Below are 17,028 nucleotides of genomic sequence, written 5' to 3'. Positions count from 1 at the left end.
AATAGTAAGCAACAACAGCAGTGCTTTAATTATTGGCTGGCACCCCCAACTTTTCGGAAGAACCATTTCCACTGCTTTAGCAATCGGTCCATGTTGATTCAATCCACCGATCATCAGCATACCCCTTTAAGATAATTATTCCGCATCGCCGCCGGTGCCGCGACCATCGTGGAACAAGGTTTGCGAAATATTCTGTGCGCCTTTTTGCAGGAGTGCTGCAATTTCCGGCGGCAAGTCTTTAAGTGCTACGCCTGCTTCGCTCTTATCAGCAAGATCCTTCGCTTTGATCGCTGCAATGTCTTCAAGACCGACGCCCATTTTCTTGAGCTTGCTGGTCGCGCGCGGACGGTAATCAAAGTCATCGCCAAATCCTGGGCGCTGTTGCTGATCACCCTTGGCGCTTCCATTCCCATTTCCTTGGGCGCTATTCATTTCATAGCTTTGTACATTCTGCTGGACGATTTGCTGTTGTTGCTGGGGTGCTTGTTGCTGCGCTTCTTCCACATTATCAAGCTCATCCATATTAATCTTGCTGCGCCCTGCGCCGCCACCTGCTGCTTTTTCTTCTTCCTTGGCTTTTTCTGCCATTTCTGAAAGACCAGCTAGCGCAGCCATCGCAGATTTAATTGGATCAAGGCCTGATTTCTGCGCTTCTTCATACCCTACGCTAAGCGCTTTGATTTCCGGCTGCACTTGCGCAGGCGACATCGCCTTCGCAGCAATCCATTCGGGGTCATCCAACTTGCGTGATAAATCTGTTACCATACGTTCCTTGGCCTGCGTACTGGTTGTAAAACCGGGTACAGGAAGCAAACGATGCACGCGCATGGCGCGAACTTTTTTAGGTTCAGCATGGAATAGCTGCGCTGACACAATAAAGTCATGGAACATCATAATCACCTGACCTTCGCGCATTTCGCGAAGCCAGTCATAGTTGGTACGTTTGCGTTCCTGCAAGGTACCCGTTTGGCGATTATCGATGTATGGATTATTAACGAAGAACGATGACATCAAATTGGTTGGCGCATTGAAACCGGTGGATTCATAAAGCCAAACCGTACCCACATGGTCATCGAAGAATTTTTTGGTTTCGATCGGGTCTTCAAGCTTACCGAAAATTTTCAAGTTGCAGTTACCGAGAATAGAGTGGGCTTCCTGCTTCACGCGTTTTTCCATCGCGGGAATATCCTGCGCTGCAAAGACGAGTGCGAAGCCAAGTGAACGGGCCTGCGCAGCCATCACCGCCATACCTTGCGCGGTATAGTAACCGACTTCGTCGAACACCGTCATATAAGGTGAAGGTGAACGCGTCTGCTTGCTTTCAATCGTGTCTTCCCATGAACCTTCCACCGATGCACCAAGGGTAGAACCCATCATGCCTTTCAAGGACGCAGCGATGATTTTACCCAAGTTTGCTGCTTCGTCGCCTGACTTTTCCAGTGAGGGGATAAGACCAATAAGCATGCGGCGGTTAAGCACCACGTCGATGGTATCAATGTCAGCCAGCTGCGCGCGGAAAATAAAACCGTATTCATCGGCCAACGATTGGAAGGCACGTGTGAACTGCATGGAAAGATAGCCATGTTGCTGACGTGCGATTTGCAAATCATACATTGGCGCATCTGGGCTTGGCGGCTTTTCGTTGCCATCATCATCAAACGCTTCATCCACATAACCCGGCAACGTGGAGAGATAACCTTGCAAGCCGCGAATAATACGTTCCGGCATGGTGGTATCACGCGATAATTTTACAATAGGCTTCAATTCGATGAATTCACGCACAGTGCCGATATCCATCAGCAAGCCTTGCTTATCGCGCTTGAAGGTAAGCGCTGGCATCAACGCGAACATGAGCGCCACCGCACGCTCTTTCCACATCGCGTTATCGCCGCCGGCATCCGGCATCAAGCTGGTAATCATGTTGGAAAGGAAAGAAGATGAACCGTTGGCAAAGGGATTCATGGTGTTGGAAACCGATGCATCATCGGAGTTTCCGGTAATATAGTTCAATACTAGCAAATCATCTTCACGGCCAAAGCGGCGCGCAAGCCCGTAAAGCCCAGCCCATAAATCGGTATCGGCTTTACCATCCACATACACAAACCCGGAACCCCAGGCGAGCGCGTTGCTGACCAGCGATTTCAAGCCTTCGGTTTTACCGGTACCCGTTGTACCAAGAAACAAGGTGTGGGTTCGCGCATCGCTGTTTGTCAGCCATAATTCCTTACCCGTTTTGGGGTCGCGTTCATTGCCAAGGAATAAAATACCATCCGACTTACCTGCAACACCGTCTGTACCCGGAATAGGATTTTTGGGATCTTTGCGCTCCGAATAGGCTGGCATCTTTAGCGGGAGTGTGAATTTCTGTGCATTAAACCAGCGGGCATACAGCCAAGCCAGAATGGCAATAACATCGCAGATGGCCAGCGCGAAATGCAAACCAACCATCGGCAGAATAATCAAAGCCATCGCCATGGAGAAATACACATAGCTAATGGTATTTGTATTGCCCATGGACTCGGCAATGCGCTCACCCGTCGGGCGCGCATCGCGGTAACGCCGCGACCTGTGCACTCGGTACTTTACAGGAATAACTGCCATGGGTTACGTTTCGTTCGCTTTCAAAAACTAGTCGGGTGGATTCAATTTATTGTCTGCATCGATTGGGCGGCCTGGCTCCATGCGCGTCGGCAATGGATCATGCATATCTTCAAGCGCTAACGGCTCGTTAAGCTCGGGAAGATTTTGCTGGGTCGCTTTTCCATAAAACCACATCAGGAATACCAACGTGATGATTACCGACATTGCAATCAGGAATGTGCGCATACTGAAGATCCGGTGCAGCAATTCAATCTTGAGCATTTCATGGCGGATTTCTTTTAATAAATGATCCGCATCTGCTTTATCGGCAAAGTTGCCAAGCACTACAAAATCCTCGCGGCCCGTGGTAAACCCAAGTTTTGCTCCGTCACCATCACTGCGTACATGGAAATGCGCAAAGGTAAGATCGGCAAGCTTTAAACGCACAACGCCCGCTGTTTTTGAAAGGCTCAAATCAGCGACGAGCACATCATCGCTGACGACTACAAAATGATGCTCTTTATGCTTCTTGGTCATTGCTTATCCTATGTTTTCGATATTTTTTTGCGGTTTTCATCAAGATCGGGAACCACCGGATTATTAATCCCCCAATACTGGGTAATGGTCAAAATGGCGGTTTCAAGTCGTGGAATCGGCAATGGCTTTCCGGCAATCTTTTCAGCCATGAAATGCGCCATTGCGCCAGCAGCTTCTGCATGATAGGCGCGGCGACCAAAATTGTTGAGCGGATACCAGAGCGATCGGTCATGTGCGCGCAGCCATAAGAATGTTGCAGGCGCCAACACGCCGCCACGTTCACGTGCCCATTTCAAAACACCAATGAGCGCTGTCGTGCGATAGGCAAAACGGTTTGCAACTTTCATCGCTTCACCGCCCACTTTCGGGTCAGCAAGCACCTTATCCACTTCCGCCATCAATTCGAGCGTGGGCGTAAAATCTGTTTTATGATTCCAGTGCTGCGCAACGCGGCCCAGCAAATTATCACTATCGCGTCGCTTTTGCGCGCCCTTTAATGCAAAGCACGCCATCAGGCAGCGCTGCGCTGGCGTCAAACAGCTTATTCCTGTCCAGCGCGGACCCAGCTGCGCTAAATAGGCGCGGCGTAACGCATCTTTATCCGGAATTTTATTGACAATCGGAATACGTTGATGCGCGATCCATTCTTCAGGAGATAGCGCTTCAGCAAACAACGGTAAATCCGCAGGCACCGGCTCTCCGGGCTTGCGTGCATTCGCATCGGTAGGGCTGAAATCTACAATCGGCGAAATCACCGGCCATTGCTTGGATTGAATACGTATAAGACCTTCCAAATCATAAGCTGTTTTATATTTTGTTCGGAACGAGAAGAACATATAAAAGAACGCGCCTGCCATCAGACCCATGATGATTGGAACGCGGGTGTAAACACCGACACGGTTCGAAATATCCCACAAAACTTCTGGCGCCAGTAACTTGTTAGCAATCCAGCCTTCAACCGTGTACTTCTTTTTCTGCAAATCCATTTCATCGCTCATCTGGCGGATAAGCGCTTGATCGTTTTTCAGATTTTCCAGCAATTCGCGGTCACGCGCCAGTTTGGGATCTATGAGTTGAAAGATACAAACCTCGCCCCATTTTACCCAGCGAATGACTTCCACAATCGGTTGTTTGGCGTAAGACCACATGCCCCACATGAACAGAAAACCCATGGCGACAATCAGCACCATGGTGATTTCTACGTCATCTGCTTTGGGTTGTTGTGCCATAAACCTTCTCGTGTCCTATTAGCGAATCAGCATAGCATACATTATGTCAACGCGGCGTTCCGGATGCACGTGAACTTGAACCAGAAAAATCACGTTTTTTAGTAACTTTATTTGCTTCGGCTTCCTTGGCCTTTTCAGCAGCGGCGCGTTTTTCAACCTCCAGCACGCCGTCCAGCACTTCCCGGGTTACGTAAGCTGCCAATTCATCAACCATTTCCTGCATAACAGCTTGTTGCGCATTGGTTGTTAACTCCCCGCGCTCGGTACGGATAACAACACGGCGGCGGATTTCATGGCGTGCGGTACCTCCGGGGAACAATGTGGCAAGCAGGCGGCGAGCTTTTACCGCGCCCACTTTCTCATACAGCTTGGTACGAATAACCACGTCTTCGGCTGACGTTGACAGTGCCCATAATTCAATCGGGCCAAGGGTGTTTACAAGATGTTGCTCATAACGACCTTCGGTTGTTGAAAGAATCAATAGCACCGGCGAACCGCTGGGCTTCGGGCCCGTCAAACGATAACGCACAACCCAGCGCGCCGTTTCAGAAAGCGAGAATTTTTCTCCCAAATCAGCAATCGCACGCTCCGATGCGGTCGAACCACACACCCAAATACCGGTTGCCAAGTCAATCATGTCGGCAGTGAAGTCGTTCAGCAATTGGGATGCCAGCACAATTTGCACACCCCATTTACGGCCTTCGCGAACGTCGCGGATAAGCTGCGCGCGAACAGCGAAGCTGTTCGCCGTACGATGAAATTCGTCATAGCAAAGACGCTTTGGAATTTCGCGGATTTCTTTCAAACGCTCGTCATGGTGCGGACGATAACGCGCACTGACGTTACGCAAACTATCGGGGTTGAGCCACCACGAACGAATAAGCGTATGGCGCGCAAGCATATACATAATCGCGGTCTGACGGTCAGCTGACGCATCACCTTGCGGTGAAACTTCCTGCAAATCCACCGATGCTACGCGGGCTGTACCCGTATCAAAGCGTGTTACGCCAGCAAGAATTGGGAATTCGCGAATAGCCGATGCAATCATGCGTTCGAATGCGTGAATAACACCTTCTGCGGAAGGACCAATGGCTGTTTCATCCAAAAACGCGCGAATTTGCGGGCGGCGCGCAGCCGTAACTGCGTCCACCAGTGTGGGAACAGCATGGCGCTGCGCGAGCATCGCTTCGTGTTTTGCGCCAGCATCATAAAGCGCATCCACAACTTCCCACCAATACGGTTCAGGTGGCAGAACCAAATTCATTTTCTTGATCGCATCATCCACGCGTGGTTCGATGAGTTCAAGATAAGGGCGCGCTTCGGCGTTTGCTTCCGCGTCATCGCGCCAACGGTACATTTCATCCACGCAGAATCCGACCAACTGCGTCATACCATCATACGGCGTGTCTTGTCCGGGCGGTGTACAAATAAGCGTAAGCAGTTCGCATAAATATGCACGTTCATCGGGTAATGCATACCGGCAACCCAATTGCGTATCAAACGGGTTCACCGCGTATTCGGGTGTCATCAACAATTTGAAATGCAAAACTTCCTGCCGCCTGTCCGCAGGCAATGCGTCTTTAAGCAGCGAAATCAAACCCGATGATGACGGACCGATATCCAGAATGGCGATGAACGGCAATTTGCTCATACCCGCTGATAAACAGCAGCCGAGATTCTTCGCGTTCATCAAAACCGATTTACCTGAACCCGGTTGCGCGAAAATCAAATCGAACCATGTGGTCGTCAGCGCTGTACCCATCTGGTAGGGCCAGATACGACCATCGGGCGAGCGCAGAATCACCGCGCCATCGTTAAACGGCGAACATGAACGCTGCCATGGCAGCATCTTTACAACTTCACGTAGCGGCGCAACACCGGGGGGCGCGGTTGCCGAACATGAAATACCAAGCACCGATGACATCACGGCTTCCAATGGATCACCGCAAATATTTGCAACCTGACAATAGCCCCATGATTCCGCCGCCTGCATCAAATTGGCAAGCCGCGTTTCAATCAGTTTTTTATCACCCGCAGGCGCATAAGTCGCATAGGAAATGCGCAGCTTCACAACAGGGTCGCTTTGCGAAAGCGCAATCAGCTCGTTCAGCGTTTCTTTAATCTGGCGATTAATACCGTTCGAGAATGCAAGGAGGGATGCCGCAAGCTTACGGAAATTTTCGCCCGTTGCGCCGCCTGATTCAATCATGAAGGAAATGCGGAATGGCATATTCGCTTCAATCAAACGGTTCAGCAATTGCGGGAATGGCGACGCATCCGATGGTCCAAGTGACATGTCAGTCGCGGCCCATGCCAAGTCACCTACGCGTACCGTGCTGGGGCCAAGCACCTCGGCATCCATGGGGCAAAGCTGCTGTGAAATCGGCGGCCATAACAAATCGGACCAGTCACGTTTGTAACGCGGGCGACGCGGCGCAATCGGGTCACCCGGCAAGCAGGCTTTCCATTTGTCGTTATCAAGGTTTGGATAAATGCTGGCACGCACCGCGCGTAATGCGTCATGCACTTCCATCACGTTGGAAACGATGCCAAGTTCAAAGAGTGATTCAGAAATATTTGAAACAAACGCTTTATGCTTCAAACGCAACGGTTCCAACGCTGCAAAGGGCATTTGCGCATTTTTTGCAGCGTGCCATTTCTGGTCTTTGCGGGTTTCCTGCGCGCGCTTGTATTCGTTGGGCGTAAGCCCTGATGGCCGCGTCCAAAGCACCAAATACATTTCTTCCAAAGCGAGATAATTCGAAAGATTGCGTTGGCGTTCTTTGAGCAAGTCATCCAAATCAATACCGATTGCGCCCGCAGACATGCGGTTCGGCGTCATCATTTTGTGAAGCGTGCGTCCAATACGATCAGGATCGCGGTAGAAATAAAACTGCATCGCCTGACCGGGGCGGTCAAAACGTGCGCCCAGTTTCAACGTCGCTTGATCGATAATCCAGTTATATTCTTCGCCGCCAATCATCTGGCGCGCGCCGCTGATTTTGAGATAGGTCAGCAATGATCCATCGTTGGATACTAACGTGGTTTCATCATCCGCTGTTTCAAGGTTGATGAACGATTCCACCGGCTGCTTGAACAGCAGCAAAATTCCGGCAAAAAATTCATCGAGTAAACCCAGCATGTGCTACATCAGAATTAGGGGTGGTGTGAACAGAAAGCGGGTGGTTATTTGCCCCCTGCCCGGCCCTTTTGAGATAGATTAGTGAGAGCCAGAATCTAGAGTAAAGACAAAGCCTTAACTGAAAATGAACAAAGCAGCCAAAAGCAACTTAGGTATAGCTGCCTAGCTAGCCGCTTTGGTGATGCCCAGCTGCATGGCTTCCCACGTAGCCGGAGGCATATTCCCCAACGGGCCTTCGCTGGAAACCCAATATTCGATTATGCGGGGGAATTGGTCATTATCTTTGCCTGAAGCGCTTGGAATCATGCGCTTATCGAGCGGCATAAGGCGAATCCCGTTGAATTTTTCTTCGCGCTTTCGAAACGTTTCTTCACTGACGTTTTCCAATAAGGCAGCAGCCAGAACCATCGGGTCATCGGTACCGATGCGGCGTTTGGCCTCCCCACGGCGGTTAAACAGGACTTCAAACGTCCTATCTGCGCAATTACGAATGTTTTCGGGCGCAATATCCATCTGCGCTCGGGATGCATAAACTGCGCGCATAATGTGGTGCAAGGTGGCCTGACTGATTTCGGGAAGCCAAATAAGTGTGCCGGAAGCCATGGGCCCCACACTTTCAAGGTTGAAGCATTGTTCACAAAAAATACATGCGGTGACCATTTCAGAATCGCGCGGGTCATTTACCGCCCAATCTTTGGGTATCGCCTTTTGAAACTGTTTAGCTTTGAATCCGCAATAGCAGCAGGTGAAGGAATCTTTTTCGAAGGTGTGTTGGACGATTTTGGAGAATTCGGACTTCGAAAGGGGCTTGCGACGTTTTGGTTTACCGGCTGCTCCGGATTGCTGGGCATCAAGGTTGCGCTTGACGCCCAGCGTAATCGGGAGGAGAGACATTTAGTTCATCAAATCCAGTCTTATGAGAACAGGCTGGTAATCTGATGCATCAAATTCATCTTCAATTCACCAACGGTTTGAAGTCCTTTGTACTGCAATGGGCCTTCGGTGTTGCTCTTCAGCGTACCGTTTACGTAGCTAAGGAATGATGGCATCGCTGCAACCACACCGCCAAGCGCCATACGGGTTACCCCTGGTGCAAGTGGGTTTTGCTGAGGGTTATCAGCATGTTTCTTGAGCATACCGGCGCCGCTTAACATCGCAGCACCGCCTGCAATATATGCGAAGCCTGATACAAGCATCGGCATGTTTGCAATACCGGCTTTAACTTCAGTTACAGAGTTTTGAAGTGCTTGCGCCATTGACGCGTCTGGAAAAGCAACTGCAATTACCGCTGCAACGAGACCGGTCTTAAGTACATTTTCAAACAATTCACGTTTCATATTTTCCCTCTCCTTCGCTGTTAAACTTCTTAGTTAATTCTAGCACACACCACTGAAAGTAATTAGGTCAGAAATTCTATCAAGCTTCTTGAACTTCATAGTTCCACCGCCGATCGACAATGAATTATTCACCCAACCCATAAACGGTGGCAGACCTGCAATCATCCCGCCCACGCCAATACGCACAAGGCCATGAGACATCGGGGTCTGCTGCGGATTTTCCGCATGCATCTTTAATTTGTTTGCGCCGCCCAAAACCAGCAAACCGCCAAACATGTAAGAGATGCCCGAAATAATCACCGGCATATCTTTTAAGGCATCGACCAACGCCGCGGACGTTGCCTGAAAATTCTGTGCATGCCCCATTTCAGGCCATGCTGCTGCAAGAATACCCGCGATCATTGCGCTCTTAACTGCTGTATTCATTACGCTACCAGACTTCATTCTTGCTTCCCCAAAACTAATACTCACATCTTTTGTTGATGAACACTTGTGAGTGTATCAAAAATATTCGCCTTTGGATGTAAGTAATAATAACAAAGCAATTATTAAAAATTATATAAAGGTTTAGCTATTTACCCTTTGTTAACCATCCTTTTTACGGGCTTGGGTGTTATGGGTTGATCACCTTGAAACCGACTGACTGTTCAATGTACTGGATGAAGCCAGGCATGTTCACGAGTAAGGCACCGCCAATAATATGTGTATAGGCCTGACCCTTGGTTGCCTGCCCTTGTCCTTCCAGAGCATTTTTCATCACGAAGAATCCGCGCACAAATGCAAGGCTGCCGACGATTCGAAGGAATGTGAAAACAGCATCCAACGCTCTGTTAAAGCGTGTCATATCAAAGCTGCCACCGGGCACATAAGCCAAGCTTTGATATTTTGTAAGTGTCGACATGGTGGTGTTGTTGCCGAACAAAGTGGTCAAGCTGATATCCATGGTTTGACCAACCGCAACCAGAAGCGCGCCGATAATCAAACTGCCGATAATTGGTGTCAGCGTACTGGTTTTTGCATCGGTACCGAATTTTGACAGCTTCACCATGTTATAGAAAATCATCACGATACCAAAGATAACCGCCATGCCGCTGATAAGCGCAATGATGCCTGGTGTAATATTTTGAACGAAATTATAGAGCATTTCATCAAGCGGTACCGCGCTTGATGTGCCAACTGATGCAGCGCTAGTGCAATGAATACCTTCGCCTTTTACCGTATCGCGCAGAAGTGTTTTATGTAGCCAGTTGATAAGGTTCGGCAGCGCTGCCACCATACCGCCCATCATCACGCCAAGAATACCATCCTTAAATGGTTTATTGTTGGGATCAGAGCTGCGCTTCATCATATCGAACAGACCGCGCACTACAATCCATGCGCCAGTGATGTAAGCTATGCCTGAAAAAAGCGGCGGGAAAGAACCGGAGTTTTTCAACACGTTGCAGAACATGGTTCCGACGGTTGAATCACTAGAAACGGGAGCTGCAAAACCAAAACTCGGATATAAGAAAACTGCTAGCGCGGCAAGCAAGATGCGCGGCAAATCTAAACCGTTAAACAGTGAGGCAAACAGGTTGTGTTTTTTGGCATGTTTCATGCGCAAGTTCCTAAAGCGACCCAACCGGATGGACAGCATCCCAAACGATCGGATGACATAAAAAGGCTTTTCCCCATCATTCGAGTATTCCAAGGATTCATTAAAAGTATATAAAAAATTACTTTCTTTCTTTGATTTCAAAGGCAAAGAATCCCAATAAAGCTCATATGGTTAAAAATCATTAACCATGTCTTACATTTATTATCTGTAATGCAAATGTCGCTTAACGGACGGCGCCTTGCGTACCTTCAACCACCCATCGACCTGCGATTTGGTGGATAGATGTAACCGTTCCAAGTCCCTGTACCTTATCACCTGGCACTACGCGGCGAAGATCGCTGCTATAAGGTCCTTGTGAAAGCCATGCAGAACCTGGCTGTGCGGAACGCAAAATCCATCCTTGGAACGAAGAACGGCTGGCAACAGGTTCAAAGCCATCATCCGCGGGTTCAGCGCGGCGCTTCTTGGCAGCTTTGCTCTTCTTTACTGCCATAAAATCGGTACTACCGCGCTTACTCTTGCGCGGTGTTGATGCTGGCTGGTCTTGATCAACCATGCGGGTTGCTTTGGTTGATGATTTGGTTGGTGCATCTACGGTTTGCGAAACTGGCGCAGGCGCAGGTTGCGCTGCCAGTTTTTGTTCTAACTGCGCAATACGGTCATTCAATGCCTGCGTTGCGGCCTTGGAATTTTCATCCATGGATGGCGGCGTTGCGGTTGCTGCTGCAAGTTTTTGATTAAGCTGATCTTGGGTCTGCTTCATCTGCTCAAGCTGCGCGGTTAATTCTGCAATACGGCCTTCGAGCGGGTTTGGTGCAGCCGCAACTGGTAATGGTGCTTGCTGCTGCGGCGCCGGATCAACCACGGGCGTTGCTACCGGCGTAATCATAGTCGTTGGTTGTGAGGGCTGGGTATTTGTTGCATCAGGTTGCGGCGCTGGTGTTGGTTGCGGCGCAGGCTGTTGGAATTCATTTGATGCATGCTGCGTTGATGAATGCCCCGGTTGCAAATCCCACGTATTCTGATTTTCAAGGGACGGTGTTGTAGCTGCTTGCTCGCCACCAAAGAATTGCTGGTATCCAAAAAATGCAATAACCAATGCAGCGATACCACCGCCAATTAACGGCAACTGCTTCATCAAACCTTCTGGCGCTTTCATGCCGGCCAAAGGTGATGCTTTGCTTGGCGCTGCTTGTTGCGGGCCATCGACGTCGGGGTCGTGCTCTAAATCATGTTCCTGCTCGTGGCCTTCTTCGTGATGTTGATCGCCATCATCATGATCACCGGCATGGTGCTCGTGTTCCACATATTCATCTTCAAGCGGGCCTTCATCGGCAAAGGGATCGCGCTTGGGCGCTGGCTCGGCTTCCAATTGCTGGTCATCTTCAGCGAGCTCGTCAATCGGCTGATCCCATTCTTCCTGTCCGGCTGCGTATTCTTCTTCGCGCACGGAAGGTGTTACCGCATCATCGTAACGCGCATCATCGTCGAAATCATTTTCGTTGCCCTGATTGCTTCCGGGGTTTGCGCCATGACGAAATGGGTCGTCTTTATCCATAGAACTGCCTCTTAGAGCCTGAATATCGGTTACTGAATGATGGGACTACTGGGGAGCGGATTGTATAATGTTGACGCCACTGTTCGCAAGGGATGAAGCAGGAACCGTGGTTAATCCAGTATTAGGGATAGTATTGTTGTTAATTAAGGCACCCGACGAGGAGAAGCTGGGCGCAGGTTGCTGTTGTTGCTGAGTCTGGATGGGTGTTTCAATCACATTTGCCGAAGCGCGGCCATTTTGATTGCCATCCGTTACCGCGTTCACAAAAAACAATCCCATAGGCGTTCCAACAGCAACCCGGATAAGCGGTTTGGTTGCAGCAGCCTCATCCCGAAAGAAGCCGCCAACCGTCGTTGCGCCTTGGGCCAAACCGCGGTAGAGACCATCTTCAACGCCTTGCTTGGATTGTTGCAACACAACGGTTTGCCCGTTATTGCTGACGATGCTGTTTGATGGTGAGCCCAACGCCTGCCCAAATCCTTCAAGGAATGCTGCCGCAGCTGGTAAAAGAACGCGCGTGAAATACCTGTTATCTTTTTCGGTGACCAGTGCGCCCAAAGTCGTGTTGGGATCAACCGCCAGAATATCAGCCGCATAATCTTTTTTCTTATAGCTGATTTTGGTGAAACGGATGATGAGATATTCGCGAGTCACTTGAAACGCGCCAATCGCGCGGCCACCTGCAAACGGGCCGGAAAGAATTTGCGCAACAATCGGGCCTGGCGCATCGGAATTTGCTTCCATCAATAATTCGCCATAATAAATGCTGCCTGATGCAACGATAACTTTTGCATTCGGTGTTGTTGTGCCAGTAACTGGTGTTGTCTGATGTGCCGATGCTTCTTGAATCTGAATAGTTTTAATTCCCGCAGGGCGCCAGCTATCAAACAAATTCGTCATCTGCGATTGCATCTTGCTCAGCAATTCGCTGTCCACCGTTTCAACAGGTGTCTGGTCTTGCTGGGTTGCGGGCGCTGCATCTTGCGGAGTGTTGGGTCGGAATTCAGCAAGTGGGTCATATTGCGATTCATCGCCTTGATCGCCAAGCCCCGCCTTGGTTTCATCGCCTGATACCGGTGTTGGAATAGCGCTCTTGCCCTGTTGTAATGCCTCTTCAGCGCGTTTGACAGATGCGTCATTCACTGCGTCAACATAAGCCGGCGGCGCTTTTGCACCTGGTGCTTCGGTTAACCCCGGCGCAGAACGCACGGAAGTGCCAGGAATATCTTTTTCATTGCCGGAGAAAATAGCAATCGCCGCAGCAGCAAGCGCGCCGACAATTACAACCAGCACAAACATTTTAAAAAGCGGGCTACCCTGCCATGCAGCGGCAAGATTATTCGCCATGCTGGGTTTGGCGGCAGGCGCACGTTGCACTGTTGCTTCTGAAAAATCTTGATCAAAATCATCAGGTGCGTTGGTCATGATTACTCTTCTTCCTTGGGTGCCACGCGCGCGCGCACCAGCACACCATTATCCGACATGATTAGAACGGGCGTCTCGGTCAATTCATAAACCGTTGTACCATCCGCAGATGACACACTTGAATCCCAAGCGGGCGATAACATGGTCAACGGGGTGCGTACAAACATGCGGCTGTTCACCGTCCATGCCATGGTGCGACTGTCTGCGCCATTGATACGCACACGCTTTGCTTCTGGCGGCGGCGCGTTATCAAGGAATCCCATAATTTCGGCGGAGCCCGCTTGCAACCTGTTTTTCTTGTCAATCAGTGAAAGCTTGGCATTGGGGCCCAACCGCGGAACACGCGCATCAAAACGGTAATCTACCGTCGCGCCGCCAGAAGCCAGCTTGAAAATAATCGGTGTCGATAAATCCTGTAACAATACTGAAAGATTGCCATAACCAAAACGTGTCAGCGGCATTACGCGGATCACATGATTGCCGCCACCAGTTTTGCTTACTTCAAAATTTCCGCCAATACCTAAATCAAGAATGGGCCATGGCTCGCCGGTCGCATCAAGAATGGTAATGGTGGTCACATATCCTGACGAAATATTGATGGTCGGTGGTTCCGAACCGGGTTCCAGCGATAAAGTTTTAATCCGCACTTGGCCACGCGGCTGACCGGAAGATGGTGGAACCGATGCGCGCTGCGTGCGCTCGTAACGGCTCATGGTGTCGCGCACTTCATTGGGACCGAGCGGAACAAGCCCTTCGTAAGCGCGTTCAAAGGTTGTTTGGTATCTTTGCTTTTTAGCGTCGTAAAATGAACGCTCTGCTTCATTACGAATGGCTGTATCCAAACGGCTTTCCTGCGGCAATGGCGGCGGGTCAAGCGGCATCATGTTAGAACCGGGCCGATCTACATTTGCTTTTCTTCCCAGCGCTTCAGGTTCTGGTGCCGTGGTAGTGGACGTTGTTGTTGGCGCAGTGGTTGTGGTGGTAGGGGCTGATGTGTCTGTTGAAATGGTCAGCGGCACGGCTGGCGCATCCATGGTCGTCGTCGTTGTAGTGCTTGATGATGTTGGAAGCGGCGCTGCGCTTTCCGATGCAATCGGCATTGCAAGTGCTGGCGTATCCATGGGTGGCGGCGCGAGATTCGCTTCCATGGGTGACATTGTCGATGGCGCAGGTAACGCCGCAGTTGATGGCGAAGCAGATGCAAGTGTATGCGCGGGTGGTAATGCCGAAACAGGTTCAGGAAGAGTTAGCGGCGAAGCAAGCGCGGCGGGTAAAATGGTCTGTGCATAAGCTGTGGAAATACCTGTGCATAGACCGGCAACGAAAAGTCCAGCAAGCAATGTTCTACCGCACACGGTTGAAGACCGTAATGGTTTACCGAACAATGATTTAAGCGCACGAATCGTCATCTTTTTTACTAGAATCTTCTTCAAGACTCCCGTCAATGCTCCAACCCACGTCAGATTCTATTTTTCCTGCCCCTATGACATGAAAGAATCAACCATCACGAGAGTAGAGAGTGGAATGTTAACGAGAAGTAAAGATGGCCGATTTGCGTCGGCATCAGCTGCGGTTCTGGAGAATCGCTGTGTTAGATTTGTTGCCAACCATCAATGGCAACCCCTTCGGGGTGTTCAAGGGTCGATGCCTTAATGAAGGTGATTTGCAGAACGCTGCGTACAGGCACAATCCGCTTACCTGCCTGATAGGTGGTAATGGTTGGAACCTGAACAACCCATTGTTGTTCGCCGATCGCATTCGGGCCCTCTTCAATAATCACGGCATTTTCAACCGCGACGTTGGTCAGCACCTGCTGGTTGAGCTTGATTTTATCAAGACGGCCTTCCTTCAAATATGCTTTTGCGAAACGCAGCCACGCTTCTTCGGTAAATAAACGGCGCGATTTGAGCAACCGCTCATCGGCATTGTTAAACCCGAAGGTCAATACTTCGGTTGCGACATTCATCGCCATGTTGGTAATTCCGGTACGTGTCAGGTTTGGGGTATCGAGCGCCTTCATCGTCGCGAGCCGTTCGGGGATACGTTCGCGATCAAGCACAGTGAAATGATAAAAATACGTATCGGCAAACATGAAATAGACCATAAACGTGCAAAAGACGAGCAAGGCAATCACATAGGATAAAATCGTGACTAGGCCACGCGCAAAACGGAACTGCGCCGATGAACCAACGGGCGCAGGTTCCGAAGGATGAAAGACAACCTTATAAACCTGTTCGGGTTTAATCGCAGTGGTGGGGCGTTTTTGTGCCATGCGTTTTCAGAACTGATTACGGACTTTTTTGTACGCGGCTCAGAATATTTTCTTCGCCCACTACCCACTGTCCAAATGCAATACCATCGGGATTTTCTAGGAAATCCATGCGGTCAACACGAACTTGGAGCTTACCGCGGAATGGCTGTGGCGGATCCTGGCCGTCATAGACAATGCTGATGGGCATCGCAAGGAACCACACATAGGCGCCTTCTTTCGTCATCGCTTTTTTGAGAATTTGCGGCGCGCCTTCGACCTTTAACTGCACAACCAGTTTGTTCTTTTCAATCGCTTCGATAAGGCGTGAATCTTTTAGCGCAGCGTGGAAGTCGATACGCCCTGCCTGCGTGAATTTGCTATTCGCTTTATCCAAACTCGTGCGGTAATTCAGATAATCCATCTGCATAACTTCACGCGCCGTTTTAGCCACCCATGTAATCACCTGATCATCTTGGAAGTAGGGTTCGGCAATCGGTTCAATCGGCATGATGCGGCCATCGACGTTGGTTGCAAAGAACACATGCTTCACGTCGCTGGATAAAACCAGATACACAATCGCGGCAATTAACGCGATGATCACACCGCCCTGCACGAGCGCCACTTTAAGCAGCGAGCGGTACCCGTCGCGGTAAAAGCTGTTACGGATTAAAACGGTTTGAACGGCATCTTGTTTATTCATGTTACCAGCGGCCCTAAGATACGACTTCTGCCATCACGAGCGGTTGCGCGCCCATTTCTTAAATGGAAAACGCAGAGCGAGTGAAGCGCCAAATGGTTGGAATCATCCAGCGCGCAGTACACAAGTAAAATTAACGATGCATGGTTTAAGAAAACTTAAGGACCCTTGGGTGCCTTAATTACATGATTGCCTTAATTAAACGCCGCCGCCCGATGATACATCAACATCCGGCAGTCCGGCTGCGGAACGATACTCAGGTGAGCCTTTGCAATTACCGCAAATGCGATTGTGGCGGCCTTGGGATTGGAAACGGCTCAAACACATCAGGCAAATGCGGTGTGAAAGCTGTGCAGGTGTGGTTTGCAGCTGCGCAGAAAGACGCGCCGCATTGCGTAAATTGGCAAGACCGGATTCTGCATCCCCTGTTTTCTTTGGCTTGCGTCCGGGTGCGAAACGACGTTGCAGGCCCAGGCGCGCGGCTCTGGTCATAACAGCAGCAACAGAGCGATTGAGGGTAACAGCAATTGATTCTGGCTTTTCGCCCTTTGACCAGAGATTGGTCAATATTTCATCCTGCTCTGTCCAGGATAGAGTCATAGTTGGCTGGGTGTTACGGAAACCACCGTCACTATTGTTATCTTCTGGATCGCCAGCAGCGGCCATGCAAATAAA

Annotated in this window: 14 protein-coding genes; all 14 read right to left on the bottom strand. The window is 50.1% G+C overall.

The annotated features are described in order from the left end of the window. Positions 1–135 precede the first annotated feature (135 nt). Positions 136–2,601, bottom strand: coding sequence for a type IV secretion system DNA-binding domain-containing protein (locus SFW65_03155; GenBank protein ID MDX1922112.1), 2,466 nt, complete (start codon positions 2,599–2,601; stop codon positions 136–138). 27 nt (positions 2,602–2,628) lie between these two features. Further along, positions 2,629–3,117 carry a hypothetical protein gene (locus SFW65_03150; protein MDX1922111.1) on the bottom strand — a complete coding sequence of 163 codons (489 nt, stop codon included), beginning with the start codon at positions 3,115–3,117 and terminating at the stop codon, positions 2,629–2,631. An 8-nt stretch (positions 3,118–3,125) separates the two neighbouring features. After that, a complete protein-coding gene (locus SFW65_03145) occupies positions 3,126–4,346 on the bottom strand; it encodes a hypothetical protein (protein MDX1922110.1) in 1,221 nt (406 codons plus the stop codon). A gap of 46 nt (positions 4,347–4,392) precedes the next feature. Next, positions 4,393–7,488 (bottom strand): type IV secretion protein IcmB, encoded by a 3,096-nt coding sequence (locus tag SFW65_03140; GenBank protein MDX1922109.1) that lies wholly within the window; start codon positions 7,486–7,488, stop codon positions 4,393–4,395. A 162-nt stretch (positions 7,489–7,650) separates the two neighbouring features. Then, complete coding sequence (locus SFW65_03135) at positions 7,651–8,382, bottom strand: hypothetical protein (GenBank protein ID MDX1922108.1); 732 nt, start codon at positions 8,380–8,382, stop codon at positions 7,651–7,653. Between the two features lie 20 nt (positions 8,383–8,402). Next, positions 8,403–8,825 (bottom strand): hypothetical protein, encoded by a 423-nt coding sequence (locus SFW65_03130; protein MDX1922107.1) that lies wholly within the window; start codon positions 8,823–8,825, stop codon positions 8,403–8,405. A gap of 39 nt (positions 8,826–8,864) precedes the next feature. Next, a complete protein-coding gene (locus tag SFW65_03125; protein MDX1922106.1) occupies positions 8,865–9,251 on the bottom strand; it encodes a hypothetical protein in 387 nt (128 codons plus the stop codon). Positions 9,252–9,438: 187 nt separating this feature from the next. Next, on the bottom strand, positions 9,439–10,422 hold the full coding sequence (locus tag SFW65_03120) for a hypothetical protein (GenBank protein MDX1922105.1): 984 nt from the start codon (positions 10,420–10,422) through the stop codon (positions 9,439–9,441). Positions 10,423–10,645: 223 nt separating this feature from the next. Next, positions 10,646–11,980 carry a hypothetical protein gene (locus tag SFW65_03115; protein ID MDX1922104.1) on the bottom strand — a complete coding sequence of 445 codons (1,335 nt, stop codon included), beginning with the start codon at positions 11,978–11,980 and terminating at the stop codon, positions 10,646–10,648. Between the two features lie 45 nt (positions 11,981–12,025). After that, on the bottom strand, positions 12,026–13,405 hold the full coding sequence (locus SFW65_03110; protein MDX1922103.1) for a DotG/IcmE/VirB10 family protein: 1,380 nt from the start codon (positions 13,403–13,405) through the stop codon (positions 12,026–12,028). A gap of 2 nt (positions 13,406–13,407) precedes the next feature. Next, positions 13,408–14,814, bottom strand: a complete 1,407-nt coding sequence (locus SFW65_03105) for a DotH/IcmK family type IV secretion protein (protein MDX1922102.1) — start codon at positions 14,812–14,814, stop codon at positions 13,408–13,410. A gap of 182 nt (positions 14,815–14,996) precedes the next feature. After that, positions 14,997–15,677, bottom strand: coding sequence for a DotI/IcmL family type IV secretion protein (locus SFW65_03100; protein ID MDX1922101.1), 681 nt, complete (start codon positions 15,675–15,677; stop codon positions 14,997–14,999). 16 nt (positions 15,678–15,693) lie between these two features. Then, positions 15,694–16,356 carry a DotI/IcmL/TraM family protein gene (locus tag SFW65_03095; protein MDX1922100.1) on the bottom strand — a complete coding sequence of 221 codons (663 nt, stop codon included), beginning with the start codon at positions 16,354–16,356 and terminating at the stop codon, positions 15,694–15,696. Positions 16,357–16,551: 195 nt separating this feature from the next. Continuing rightward, a complete protein-coding gene (locus SFW65_03090) occupies positions 16,552–17,019 on the bottom strand; it encodes a hypothetical protein (protein MDX1922099.1) in 468 nt (155 codons plus the stop codon). Positions 17,020–17,028: the final 9 nt, after the last annotated feature.

The sequence above is a fragment of the Alphaproteobacteria bacterium genome (assembly GCA_033762625.1).
Taxonomy (GTDB): domain Bacteria; phylum Pseudomonadota; class Alphaproteobacteria; order UBA9219; family RGZA01; genus RGZA01.
Note: the sequence above shows the minus strand (reverse complement) of the source record. Positions and strands in the feature narration are given on the sequence as shown.